This is a genomic window from Haloferax mucosum ATCC BAA-1512, from assembly GCF_000337815.1.
GTDB lineage: Archaea > Halobacteriota > Halobacteria > Halobacteriales > Haloferacaceae > Haloferax > Haloferax mucosum.
Genome location: NZ_AOLN01000013.1, coordinates 171,920 through 184,909 on the forward strand (window position 1 = coordinate 171,920; position 12,990 = coordinate 184,909).

General features: G+C 63.0%; 12 protein-coding genes. 8 read left to right on the plus strand and 4 right to left on the minus strand.

Translation table 11 applies throughout. The features are described from left to right. Window positions 1–62: 62 nt before the first annotated feature. The 3 genes from purF to C440_RS10830 all read right to left on the minus strand — a co-directional run bounded on the left by purF (window position 63) and on the right by C440_RS10830 (window position 2,258). Window positions 63–1,541, minus strand: coding sequence for an amidophosphoribosyltransferase (gene purF / locus C440_RS10825; RefSeq protein WP_008320515.1), 1,479 nt, complete (start codon window positions 1,539–1,541; stop codon window positions 63–65). Window positions 1,542–1,854: 313 nt separating this feature from the next. Beyond that, window positions 1,855–2,031, minus strand: coding sequence for a 50S ribosomal protein L37e (locus C440_RS17135; RefSeq protein ID WP_004042936.1), 177 nt, complete (start codon window positions 2,029–2,031; stop codon window positions 1,855–1,857). Next, on the minus strand, window positions 2,028–2,258 hold the full coding sequence (locus C440_RS10830) for an LSM domain-containing protein (protein WP_008320516.1): 231 nt from the start codon (window positions 2,256–2,258) through the stop codon (window positions 2,028–2,030). Before C440_RS10830 ends, C440_RS17135 begins: the two co-directional genes overlap by 4 nt. A gap of 367 nt (window positions 2,259–2,625) precedes the next feature. Here C440_RS10830 and C440_RS10835 point away from each other — a divergent pair, with 367 nt between their 5' ends. From C440_RS10835 to C440_RS10850, 4 genes are all read left to right on the plus strand, one after another. Next, the gene (locus tag C440_RS10835) at window positions 2,626–3,978 is read left to right on the plus strand and encodes a ribonuclease J (RefSeq protein ID WP_008320517.1); all 1,353 of its coding nucleotides are present in this window, start codon (window positions 2,626–2,628) and stop codon (window positions 3,976–3,978) included. Beyond that, on the plus strand, window positions 3,978–5,024 hold the full coding sequence (idsA3, locus tag C440_RS10840; RefSeq protein ID WP_008320518.1) for a geranylfarnesyl diphosphate synthase: 1,047 nt from the start codon (window positions 3,978–3,980) through the stop codon (window positions 5,022–5,024). Before C440_RS10835 ends, idsA3 begins: the two co-directional genes overlap by 1 nt. A 189-nt stretch (window positions 5,025–5,213) precedes the next feature. Continuing rightward, window positions 5,214–6,926, plus strand: coding sequence for a glutamate--tRNA ligase (locus tag C440_RS10845; RefSeq protein WP_008320519.1), 1,713 nt, complete (start codon window positions 5,214–5,216; stop codon window positions 6,924–6,926). A 44-nt stretch (window positions 6,927–6,970) separates the two neighbouring features. Beyond that, window positions 6,971–7,624, plus strand: coding sequence for a cyclase family protein (locus C440_RS10850; protein WP_049915721.1), 654 nt, complete (start codon window positions 6,971–6,973; stop codon window positions 7,622–7,624). Here C440_RS10850 and C440_RS10855 read toward each other — a convergent pair. Beyond that, a complete protein-coding gene (locus tag C440_RS10855) occupies window positions 7,621–8,100 on the minus strand; it encodes a DUF456 domain-containing protein (RefSeq protein ID WP_008320521.1) in 480 nt (159 codons plus the stop codon). The genes C440_RS10850 and C440_RS10855 overlap by 4 nt on opposite strands. 150 nt (window positions 8,101–8,250) lie before the next feature. Between C440_RS10855 and C440_RS10860 the strand changes: the two genes are divergently transcribed. The 4 genes from C440_RS10860 (at window position 8,251) to C440_RS10875 (ending at window position 12,989) form a co-directional block, all read left to right on the plus strand. Next, window positions 8,251–8,580 carry a 4Fe-4S dicluster domain-containing protein gene (locus C440_RS10860; RefSeq protein WP_008320522.1) on the plus strand — a complete coding sequence of 110 codons (330 nt, stop codon included), beginning with the start codon at window positions 8,251–8,253 and terminating at the stop codon, window positions 8,578–8,580. Between the two features lie 157 nt (window positions 8,581–8,737). Continuing rightward, complete coding sequence (locus C440_RS10865) at window positions 8,738–9,616, plus strand: electron transfer flavoprotein subunit beta/FixA family protein (protein WP_049915724.1); 879 nt, start codon at window positions 8,738–8,740, stop codon at window positions 9,614–9,616. A 2-nt stretch (window positions 9,617–9,618) separates the two neighbouring features. Next, window positions 9,619–11,328: an electron transfer flavoprotein subunit alpha/FixB family protein gene (locus C440_RS10870; protein WP_008320524.1), complete on the plus strand. Its 1,710-nt coding sequence runs from the start codon at window positions 9,619–9,621 to the stop codon at window positions 11,326–11,328. Next, window positions 11,325–12,989 carry an FAD-dependent monooxygenase gene (locus C440_RS10875; protein WP_008320525.1) on the plus strand — a complete coding sequence of 555 codons (1,665 nt, stop codon included), beginning with the start codon at window positions 11,325–11,327 and terminating at the stop codon, window positions 12,987–12,989. The genes C440_RS10870 and C440_RS10875 overlap by 4 nt, the downstream gene beginning before the upstream one ends. Window position 12,990: the final 1 nt, after the last annotated feature.

A 12,990-nucleotide genomic window follows, 5' to 3' on the forward strand; every position in this document is an offset into this window, starting at 1 on the left:
GTACGGACTCGGAGTAAAAGAAACGCCGCGTTGACTATGCTACCGGGTTTTTGAGCGAGTAGTCAGTCGCTCAGCGGCGCGCCGGCATCGACCGCGGGACGGGTGACGTCGCGGTCGGTCGCTTCGTCGTCGATGTCGTATGGATACTCGCCGGTGACGCATCCGAGACAGAGGTCGGAACGGGATTTGTTGAGCACCTCCGCGATGGCGTCGATAGAGAGATAGCCGAGACTGTCGGCATCAATCGTCTCGCGCACGTCTTCGACCGACTTGTCCGAGGCGATGAGTTCCTCGCGGGTAGCCATGTTGATGCCCATGTAACAGGGCGCGACGATAGGCGGCGCACCGATTCGCATGTGCACTTCGGCCGCGCCGGCGTCGCGGAGGAGTTGCACGAGTTGCGTCGAGGTCGTTCCCCGAACGATGCTGTCGTCGATGAGAGTCACGGACTTGCCTTCGACGGTGCTTTTTATCGGGTTGAGTTTCAGGCGGACGGCGCGTTCGCGTTCGTCTTGGGTCGGCATGATGAACGTCCGGCCGACGTAGCGGTTCTTCATCAGGCCCTCAGCGAATTCGACGCCAGCGCCGTCCTCTTGGGCCGCCTCGGCGTATCCGGAGGCGAACGCGCGGCCCGAGTCGGGAACGGGCATCACGACATCGGTATCGACGCCGCCTTCCTCCCAGAGTTTTTGGCCGAGTCCGCGCCGCACCTCGTAGACGAGTTCGTCGTTCATCACGGAGTCGGGACGGGCGAAGTAGACGTGTTCGAAAAAGCAGTGAGCGGTGTTGTCGAGTTCGACCAGTTGGTACGAATCGAAGCCGGAGCCGTCGGGCTTGAGGACGACGAGTTCGCCGGGGCGGACGTCGCGGACGAGGTCGCCGTCGAGCGTGTCGATAGCGGCGGATTCGGAGGCGAGGACGTAGCCGTCGTCAACCTCGCCGATACACAGCGGCCGATTGCCTTCTGGGTCGCGGACGCCGAGCACCGTTTCGTCGTGCATAATCGTCAGCGCGTACGAGCCGTGGACTCGCTCCATGGTTCGTTTGACCGCGCGGACGAGGTCCTCTTCGAGCAGGTTGCGCGCGAGGTCGTGGGCGATGACTTCGGTGTCGCCCGTGGAGGTAAAGGCGTGACCGACGTTCTCCAGTTCGTCGCGGAGTTCGTCGGCGTTGACGAGGTTTCCGTTGTGTGCGAGACCGAGCGACCCGGATTTGAACGAGACGGCGAACGGTTGAGCGCACGACTTCGACACGTCACCGGCGGTCGGATAACGGACGTGACCGATACCAGCAGACCCGTTCAGCCCGTCCAAATCGTCCGCGCCGAACGCGTCGCCGACGAGACCCATCTCGACGTGGCTGTGCTGTTGGAAGCCATCGTGGGTGACGATGCCAGCGGACTCCTGTCCGCGATGTTGGAGGGCGTACAGCGAGTAGTACAGGGGTCGTGCGGCGTCTCGACCGCCGAGTGCGACGCCGACGACACCGCACTTCTCGGTCGGTCCGCTGATGTGGTGGGAGTCGTCCCGCCCAGTTGCCATGGAAGACGATAGAGAGTCGAGGGGGTAAAAAACCCGTCCATATGCAGTAACGACGGGTTCTAGAACCGAGAAATAAACACATCCATGCATTGTTCCAAGATACGACGGCACAATGAGCTACGTAACACGTACCGGTGGTTCTCGGAGCGACTGTCGGCCACCCAGCACGGACATCCGCTGTGGAAATATGTTTACCGGTACCAAATAGCATAGAACAGCACGCAAGACGGATGTCGGCAACGCGGTGTCGTTCTCGCCGCCGAACGGCGAGATAGAAGACAGAGTGACGGTCGGAGACCGTCGAACGGTATTCTTAGTTGTCGCCGGACTTCGACTGCCAGGCGTAGCTACGACGCTTCTTGGATTTGCCGAAGCCGCAGGACGAACAGACCTTCTTCTTCACGTGGTAGGACTTCTCGCCACAGCGACGGCACTTGACGTGCGTCGTCTTGTTCTTCTTTCCTTGGCTAGGGGTTCCTGCACCCGTCATGCTTTGATGGTCACGACGTTATCGCCGCGTATAATGGTTGTGTCTTCGACTTGCTCGAGGTCGATATCCCCGGGCACAGCGTCTTCATCCAGCGCTTCTTCGAGTACGACGTTCATGTGCTGGTCGTAGCCAGCGAGGACGCCGTAGTATGCATTTCCGTCCTTGAGGAGAACTGTCACCGGTTCGTCGAGTGACGCTTCGAGGACGTCGAGGGGTCGGCCGCTCATGTTTCAAATCCGTCTCGTAGTTATCTTAAAGGTGCCGGACCGACCGAAGGGATTGCCTGTTTTTACTCGCCAACGACGAAACATATCAATTGAATCTCCGTGTTCGCGTGTACGACCCGTCGCAGGCAGGCGTGCGGGCGCGGTGAACCCACGTAGTTTTTAGTACCCGCACGAGTAGAACCCAGTACCAGAAACCCGCGGGTAAGTGCGGGCGTGCCCAATTCACGCGACTCGGGCCGCCTCGCACGCGGGGTCTATCGACCGACGAGCTGCAAGACGCCGGGGCCGGTGGCCCCCAGACACCCGTCTTTCCGTGAGCACCCTCGCCACACTGTGGCTTTCGATGCTCGGAACTACGAGACAAACCATGGAAATCGAAATTGCAACCATAGGCGGATACGAAGAAGTCGGCCGTCAGATGACGGCCGTTCGTGCCGGAGACGACGTCGTCGTCTTCGACATGGGTCTCAACCTGTCGCAGGTCCTCATCCACGACAACGTCGAGACCGAAAGGATGCACAGCCTCGACCTCATCGACATGGGCGCCATCCCGGACGACCGTGTCATGAGCGACCTCGAAGGAGACGTAAAGGCCATCGTCCCCACGCACGGCCACCTCGACCACATCGGGGCCATCTCCAAGCTCGCCCACCGCTACGACGCGCCCGTCGTGGCGACGCCGTTCACCATCGAACTGGTGAAACAGCAGATCGAAGGCGAGAACAAGTTCAACGTCAACAACAACCTCGTCAAGATGGAAGCTGGCGAGACCATGTCCATCGGCGACTCCGGACAGGTCGAACTCGAGTTCGTCCACATCACCCACTCCATCATCGACGCCATCAACCCGGTCGTCCACACACCGGAGGGCGCAATCGTCTACGGGCTTGACAAGCGTATGGACCACTCGCCGGTCCTCGAAGACCCCATCGACATGAAGCGCTTCCGCGAGATTGGCCGTGAGGGCAACGGCGTCCTCGCGTACATCGAAGACTGTACGAACGCCGGCCGGAAGGGCCGTACGCCCTCCGAGTCCGTCGCTCGTCGCCACCTCAAGGACGTTATGACCTCCGTCGAGGACTACGATGGCGGTATCGTCGCCACGACGTTCTCCTCGCACATCTCGCGTGTGTCCTCGCTCGTCGAGTTCGCCAAGGATATCGGCCGTCAGCCGGTCCTCCTCGGCCGCTCGATGGAGAAGTACTCCGGCACCGCCGAGCGCCTCGGCTTCGTCGACCTGCCGGACGACCTCGGAATGTACGGTCACCGCAAGTCCGTCGACCGCACCTTCAAGCGCATCATGAAGGAGGGCAAGGAGAACTACCTTCCCATCGTCACGGGCCACCAGGGCGAGCCGCGCGCGATGCTCACCCGCATGGGTCGCGGCGAGACGCCGTACGAGATTGACGACGGCGACAAAGTCATCTTCTCGGCGCGCGTTATCCCGGAGCCGACCAACGAAGGACAGCGCTACCAGTCCGAGCGTCTCCTCCGCATGCAGGGCGCACGCATCTTCGACGAAATCCACGTCTCGGGCCACCTCCGCGAGGAAGGCCACTACGAGATGTTGCAGGCGCTGCAGCCCCAGCACGTCATTCCGGCTCACCAGAACCTGAAAGGCTTCGCTCCGTACGTGGACCTCTGTGAGTCTCAGGGGTATGCCCTCGGTCGTGACGTCCACGTGACGCGGAACGGCAACATGATCCAACTGGTGGAGTGATGAGCCCGGACGCGACGGAACAGCGAGTGCTCGAAGCGATTGGCCAGCGACGCGAACTCATCAACGACGCACTCGACGAGGATATCCCGATGGCCGAGCCAGCGCGGCTTTATGAGGCCTCGCGGTACCTCCTTCAGGCCGGCGGCAAGCGCCTCCGACCGACTGTCTCCCTCCTGACCGCTGAATCCCTCGCGGATGTCGAACCGATGTCGGAGGACTACCGTTCGTTCCCGACGCTTGCGGGCGACCCCATCGACGTGATGATTGCCGCCGTGAGCATCGAGGTCATCCAGTCGTTCACGCTCATCCACGACGACATCATGGACGACGACGACCTCCGGCGCGGCGTCCCGGCGGTCCACAAGGAGTACGACACGGAGACGGCGATTCTCGCTGGCGACACGCTGTACGCCAAGGCGTTCGAACTGCTGACGAAGACCGGCGCGGACCCGGCCGACGGACTCGAAGCGATCCGACGCCTCGCAACCACCTGCACCCAAATCTGCGAGGGGCAGGCGCTCGACATCGAGTTCGAGCGACGGACCGAGGTGCCGCCGGACGAGTACCTCGAAATGGTCGAACTCAAGACAGCGGTTCTCTACGGGACCGCGGCCGCCGTCCCGGCGGTTATCATGGGCGCTGACGACGACGTCGTCGAAGCGCTCTACCAGTACGGCATCGAGTCGGGAAGCGCGTTCCAGATTCAAGACGACGTGCTCGACCTGACGGTCCCGTCCGAGAAACTGGGCAAACAGCGCGGCTCCGACCTCGTCGAAAACAAGGAGACGATTATCTCCCTACACGCCCGCCGACAGGGTATCGACGTGGACAATCTCGTCGAGGCCGAGACGGCCGAAGCGCTCACCGAAGAGGCGGTCGAAACCGCCGTCGCCGAACTCGACGACGCCGGAAGCATCGACTACGCGCGCGACATGGCCAAAGACCTCACCGAGCAGGCGAAAGCACGTCTCGAAGTCCTCCCCGACAACGAGGCGCGTGATCTGCTCCGAGACATCGCGGACTACCTCATCACGCGCGGGTACTGAGGTATCGGCGACTCGCCGGAACGAACAGCTCATTCTCACTTTTTCGTCGCAACTCGCCACGAGTTGTATCGTCGTCGTCGGAATCCATATTTACTCACAAATGGTACCATATACCGTACCCCTGCCCGCGCGAGGACCCGTTCCCGCAATCCGGGCCTGTTTTTAGGCGCGCCGCGGAATCGAACGGTAATGGACGACGACCTTCGAGAGCGCATCGAGACAGCGGCGGAGAAACACGCCCTCCTCAATGCGGTCAAACACGAAAGCGACGCGGACGTGGGCGCTATCATGGGTCCACTGATGGGAGAGAACCCGGACTTCAGACAGCACGGCGGCGAGATTCCGGGGCTTATCGGTCCCGTCGTCGCGGAGGTCAACGGCCTCTCGAACGCCGAGAAGCGCAACCGACTGGAGGACCTCGCACCCGAGGAACTCGCGGAGATGGAAGCCGAGGAAGAAGCAGACGACTCACTGCTTCCCGACCTCCCGAACGTGGAGGCGTACGACGAGGTTCGGATGCGCGCCGCGCCGAACCCCAACGGCCCGTGGCACCTCGGCCACGCCCGCATGCCCGCCGTCATCGGGACGTACAAAGAGATGTACGACGGCTCTTTCATCGTCCGCTTCGACGACACCGACCCGGAGACGAAGCGCCCCGACCTGACGGCTTACGAGGCGATTCTCGACGATATCGACTACCTCGGATTCGAACCCGACGACGTGATTCGCGCCTCCGACCGCGTGGAGACCTACTACGACCACGCCCGCGACCTCATCGAGATGGGCGGCGCGTACACCTGCTCGTGTTCCGGCGAGGACTTCTCGAACCTGAAGAACAACGGTAAGCCGTGCCCCCACCGCGACAAGGACGCAGAGACGACGCTCGACGAGTTCGAAGCCATGGTCGCAGGCGAGTATTCGTCCGGCGAGATGGTCCTCCGCGTCAAGACCGACATCGAGCACAAAAACCCCGCCCTGCGCGATTGGGTCGCGTTCCGGATGATAGACACGCCACACCCGCGCGAAGAAGCCGAGTCCTACCGCGCGTGGCCGATGCTGGACTTCCAGTCCGGTATCGACGACCACCTCACGGGCGTCACCCACATTATCCGCGGCATCGACCTCCAGGACTCCGCGAAGCGCCAGCAGTTCGTCTACGACTACTTCGGCTGGGACTACCCCGAAGTCGTCCACTGGGGCCACGTCCAGGTCGATGCGTACGACGTGAAGATGTCAACGTCGAGCATCAAAGAACTCATCGACGCGGGCGAACTCGACGACTGGGACGACCCGCGCGCGCCGACCATCAAGAGCCTCCGTCGCCGCGGTATCCGCGGACAGGCAATCGTTGACGCGATGGTCGGTCTCGGCACCTCGACGTCTAACGTTGACCTCTCGATGTCCACCATCTACGCGAACAACCGCGACCTCGTTGACGACGAGACAGACCGCTACTTCCTCGTCCGAGACGGGGAGTCGTTCGCGGTCGAAGGCGGTCCCGACACCGCACACCCGCCGCTCCACCCGAGTTTCGAAGACCGGGGCGCCCGCGACATCCCCGTCGGCGACGCAGTTCGTCTCGAATCCGGCGACGTGCCCGCCGAAGGCGACCGCGTCTGGCTGAAGGGCTTCGGCTGTGTCCGCCGCGAGAGCGACACGCTCGTCCACACCGGCGACGACCTTGACGTCGTCCGCGAAGGCGACGTAGACGTGATTCACTGGGTGCCGACCGAGGGCGTGCAGGTCCGCATGCGCACCATGGACGGTGACGTGACGGGCGTCGCGGAACCCGACTTCGGCGACGTATCCGAAGACGAACTCATCCAGTTCGAGCGCGTCGGCTTCGTCCGCGTTGACGACCGCGACGACGACGAGACGGTCGTCTACTTCGCACACAAGTAGTCGAACACAAACACTCGTTTTACCGCCGGCGTCGTAGCAATAGTGTGACCCTCGTAGACCTCACTCGCCGCGTCGAATCCGGGATGCCGACGTATCCCGGTGACCCTCCCGTCTCGGTCGCACCGCACGCCGATTTCGACACCGACGGCTACCGCGTTTCACGGCTCGAACTCGGGAGCCACGCGGGGACGCACGTCGATGCCCCGGCACACACGGAACCGAATGGCGCGACGCTGGATTCGTACTCGGTCGAGGAGTTGCGCTTCGTCGCGCGACTCGTCGATTGCCGTGACGTCGGTGCGAACGAACTTATCGGACCCGACGCGATACCGTCCCGCCTCGAACCCGGCGTCGATTGCTTGGTCTTTCGAACCGGGTGGGAAAACGAGTGGGGCACAGACCGAATGACCGACCATCCCGGTCTCGCTCCCGCGACCGGACAGGCATGCGCCGAGCGCGGCCTGTCGGTCGGCATCGACGCGCTCAGCCCGGACGTGACCGGCGGTGGCGGCGTCCCGGTTCACCACGCTGTCCTCGGCTCCGGGGCACTCATCGTAGAGAATCTGTGTGGATTAGACGCGCTTCCGACTGGCCGGACGTTCGACCTGCTCGTCATGCCGTTGCGCGTCGACGCTGACGGCGCGCCCGCTCGGGTCGTCGCAGAGGTCGAACGCGGACTGGTTCGGAACCCTAGTTAGAACGCGACGACGAGGACGAAGCCGACGAGCATCGAGAGAGTCAAAAGCGCCTGTACGACCGAGGATGCGAAGACACCGACCGTGGCGTAGAGGGCGCGGCGGCCGCTCGCTTCGACGTCTTCGTTGTGGTAATATTCGACGGCGAAGACGGTTCCGGCGACGCCGACGAAGATACCAATCGGACCGAGGAGGAACATGAGAACGAACCCAACGACGCCTGCGAGAAGCGACGTTGTGGTCGATGCGCCTCCGAATCGGGCGGCGAAGATGCCAGCGCCGTAATCGGTGACGAGCGCGACGACCCCGACGAAAAGGAGGCTGACGAGACCAAAGAGTCCGGGGTCCGAAAAGCCGGTTGACCACCAGTAGACGAGGACACCGACGACCGAGAGGAGCGCGCCGGGGAGGAGCGGTAACACGCTTCCGATGACACCGAGGACCAAGAGGGCGAGCGCAATCCAGAAGAACACGTCCATAGCGGACGTTCGGACCACAGGCTAATCATCTCACCGAGTCAACCACTCGTCCCGACCGACGAGAGACGCCGACCGACACCACACACCACTCGTACGGCCGTCGTTCGGGGGATGATTTATTGCTGTCACAGTAAAATAACACTACATACTATGGCTATCGACCCGCAGTTCGAAACGAACCGAGAGAAAGTCGGCGAAGAAAACGGCGTCGCCGTCTGGGGACCGGTAGACCCACCGGAGAAACTCGGCATCCACGGAACGCACGTCGCCGTCGATTTCGACATCTGTCTCGCCGACGGCGCGTGTCTGGAGGATTGCCCGGTTGACGTGTTCACGTGGGTTGATACGCCCGGACACCCCGAATCGGACATCAAAGCCGAACCGACGAACGAAGACCAGTGTATCGACTGCATGCTTTGTGTTGACGTGTGTCCCGTCGATGCCATCGACGTTGACCCCGGACGGGCCGGGCGTATCTAACCGGGACGCGACGCGGCGGACTGACCCGGGCGCGACGCGACGGTCTGTTTTCACGACTCGGTCCGAATTTCGAGCACGCGCTCTCGGAGACGTTCCAGTTTACTAGTACAAAAGATTATTATGAATATGAGCTAGCATTAACTGGAGAGTGTTCTCAATGCACATGGTGGTACTTACAAAAGGTGTGCCCGACTTCCGCGAGGGCCAGGTATCGTTCGACGAGGATGGGCATCTTGAACGAGGAAAGACGCCCACGGTGATGAACCCAAACGACCGATTCGCACTGGAAGCCGCGTTGCAGACGCGGGTTCGACACGGCGGCCGAGTCAGCGTCATGAGTATGGGTCCACCGGGCTACAAGGAGGTACTTCAGGAGGCGATGGCGTCCGTGTACGCCGACGACCTTCACCTCGTCTCTGACCGCGAGATGGCCGCCGCCGACACGTGGGCGACGGCCATCACGCTCAGCGCAGGTATCGAAACACTCGGTGAGCCAGACGTCGTCTTTGCGGGCTTCAAGACCGCAGACGGCGAGACGGGCCACACCGGGCCACAGACGAACTGGTGTCTGGATATGCCGCTTGTCACGCACGTCATCTCGCTCGACATCGACGAGGACGAGGGCGTATTGCGGGCGAAACGACTCGTCGAAGGCGACATCGAGGAGGTCGAAACGGTCGAAACGTCGCTTCCGGCGTTCGTCGTCACCGACCCGGAGTTCGTCCCGTCGTATCGAACCGCGGGCGAGCGTCTGACGCTCAAAGACCTGCGCGCGGAGACACAGGAGCGCGCCGAACAGTACGAAGACTTCCTGACGGTCCGAGACCACGCCGACATCAACGTTGACCCGGATTACATCGGTCTCGACGGCTCGCCAACCATCGTTTCGTCGGTAGACCCGATTCCGAAAGCCCCGGCAGAACGCGAGGCGACGATGGTTAACCCGAGCGATTCGGCGGCGATGCAGGACGTCCTGGAGGCGATGCAATCGGCGCTCGGAAACGGCGGCGATGTCGCGGCCGCGGGGGGTGACTGACCGTGACCGACTTCGACCCCGGCGACTACGAGATTTCGGAACTCGGCCCGGCAATCAAGGACATCGACGACCGCGGCGAGTTAGAGGAAATCCTCCAAGCCGAACACCGCGGCGAGAACCGCGCACCAGCAATCGCGCTCATCGAAAGTCGCATCGAGAAGTTCACCGAAGACGACGAGGAGACGACCGACACAGAGGGACTGGACCTCGCGTCGATGAGCACCGCGGAGGTCGGAAACGCCCTCCAGAACGTCGATGCGGTGGCCGACCTCGAATCGCTCCTCGAACGCGAAGCGGCGGGCGAGAACCGCGACTCGGTGACGCGACTCATCCGCAACCGTCTCGACTCGGTCCGCGGGAGCGACGACGAGGCCGCCGAAGCCGAAATCGACGACCGCCCGCCGGAAGAACGCCATCCGGACCTCGACCATCCGACCCGCGACAAGCGTCACGTCCGGTCGCTTCGCGGCGGGACCTACCGCGACATGTGGGTCTACTGCGAGACGCAGGCGGGCGAACTCGTGGACGTGTCGAAGGAGATGCTCGGCAAGGCCCGCGAGTTGATGGACACCTACAACGACGACTACGAGGCCGACGAACGAGTCGTCGCCATCCTCATCGGTCCTGACGTGACGAACCACGTCGATGACGTCGTCGCCTACGGCGCGGACGCGGTCGTCGTCCGCGAAGACGACCGTCTCGACCGCTTCCAGCACAAACCGTACACCGAAATCTTCTGCGACATGGCCCGCGCGGGTGCGTCCCACGACGGGGGCGCGGTCCACGGCGGCCGCGACGAGGAGTGGCGCGACTACGACAAGCCGCGGTACGTGCTCTTTCCGGCGACGAACAACGGCCGCGACCTCTCGGCGCTCGTGCAGGCCGAACTCGACTCGGGTCTCGCAAGCGACTGTTCCGGTCTCTACATCACTGAGGAAGTCATCTCGAACCCCGTCAAGACCGGCGTCGCGGGCGAGAAAAAGGAGTTCGAGCGCGTGCTTCACATGAAGCGGCCGGACTTTTCGGGGTTCGAGTACTCGACGATTCTCTGCATCGACAATCCGACGCGGGAGTTCCACCCGCAGGGCGCGTCCGTCATCCCCGGTAGTTTCGACGTTCCGGACCCGGACCCGACCCGCGAGGGCGTCGTCATCGAACACGACGCGCCGCTCGAAGACGACTGGTTCCGCGTCACCGTCACCGAGTACGACCAGTTGGACGAGGGTATCGACCTGACTGGTCACGAGGTCATCGTCGCGGTCGGCCGCGGCATCGACGACGACCCGACGAAGGGTATCGAACTCGCCATCGAACTCGCAGACCAATTCGAGGATTCTGAAGTCGGCGTGACACGCGGCATCGTCACCGGGTCGTTCCAGTTCGACGCCCACGTCGAACAGTACACTCACGAAGACAGGCAAATCGGCGAGACCGGACAGGTCGTCGCGCCGAAACTCTACGTCGCGGCGGGCATCTCCGGTGCGGTCCAGCACAAAGTCGGGATGGACGAATCGGACACTATCGTCGCCATCAACACCGACCCGAACGCGCGCATCCGCGACTTCTCCGATTACTTCATCGAAGGCGACCTCTTCGAGGTGCTCCCGCAGTTGACGACGGCGCTGAAAGAAGGGCAGTTCGAGGCGGTAGTCGCCAGCGACGGCGGGCTAGCAGACGCCGACCGAACCGAACCGAGAGGTGATTCACGATGACTGAACACGAACACTACGAAGCACTCGTCGTCGGGGCGGGACCCGGCGGTGCGGCCGCGGCCGCGACGTTCGCCAACTACGGCATCGAGACGCTCGTTCTCGAACGCGGCGTCGAAGCCGGGTCGAAGAACGTCTCGGGCGGGCTCATCTACGCCGAGCAATCCGCGCCGTACACCATCGACGACCTCTTTCCGGACTTCCGCGAGGAGGCGTCAGAGCGACCAATCACGAGGTACCGCATCCACAACATCGCCGGCGAGCGCGTCGAGTCGTTCGACCTGTCCAACCTCCACGAACACGACACCGAGTGGTCGGACTCCGTCCTCCGTCGAAAGATGGACTCGTGGCTCGAAGACCGCGTTCACGAGCGAACCAGAGAGACCGGCGGCGGGCTCCTGACGGGCGTCCACGTCACCGGTCTCTACCGCGAAGACGGGAAAATTGTCGGCGTCGAGACCGAGGAACTCGACCCGATAACGGCCGACGTTATCGTCGCCGCCGACGGTGTGAACTCCGAACTCGCCCGCGACGCAGGGCTGATGGACTGGGACGAACCCGACGAGTGGTTCCAAGGCGTGAAAGCCGTCGCCGACGTGCCGAGCGACGTTATCGCCGACCGCTTCGATATCGGTGCCGACGAGGGTGCCGCACACCTCTTTTCGGGCGACCTCTTCGAGGGCGTCCGCGGCGGCGGGTTCCTCTACACCAACCGCGACACGCTCTCGTTGGGGACCGTCTTCCATCTCGATAGCCTCGTCGCCGAGCGGGCGGAACCGCACGAACTGCTCGATTCCCTCTTGACGCACCCGCTTTTGGCACAGTGGCTCGGCGACGATTACACCGAACTGGAGTACAGCGCTAAACTCGTCCCCGACTCGAAGAAGGTGGCACTCCGCGAACCGCACTTCGGTCGCTTACTCCTCGTCGGCGACGCCGCCGGCCAGATGCAGGCACAGGGAGCCATCATCAAGGGGATGAATCACGCCGTCACCGCGGGGGCGCTCGCGGCAGAGGCGTACGCGCAGGCGAAATCCCGAAACGAACCGGAAAAGGCGGGAACGCGCTACTCGCGGAAACTTCGGGACGAGGGCGTGATGAAGAAACTCCGGCCGCGCGGGTACGAGTTGGTCCGTGGCCTCGCCGAGGACGACGGGGTGACCGAAATAGTCGATTCCGTGCTCACTTCGGCCGTCGGCCGTGCCGGAATCCGTGCCCTCTCCGGACAACTCGGGCGAGTCTACAACGTCCCGATGCTGTCGGCGATGATGCCCGATACGCGAACGCCGTACGTCACGCTTCCGACGGTCATCGCCGAAGAACTGGGGACGCGAGTGCGCGAGGAGAGTTCAGTGACGCCGCCGAGTCTCGAAGCCCGCATCGGCGACCTGACCTACGACACCGACATCGGGTCGCCGCACATCACGGTCCTCGACAACTCCTACGAGGCGAGTGGGGCCGCCGTCACGGCCTGCCCGGTTTCGGCCGTCGATTTCGGCGGTGGCTGTTACCGCGAGGAAGTCGTCCGGACGAACGGCTCCGAAGAACGCGTCGTCAGCCTCGACACGCAACCCTGCGTCGAATGCGGCACCTGCGCCGTCGTCGCCGACACCGAGTGGGAACACCCGCGCGGCGACAAGGGTGTCGAGTTCAAGTGGGGGTAGT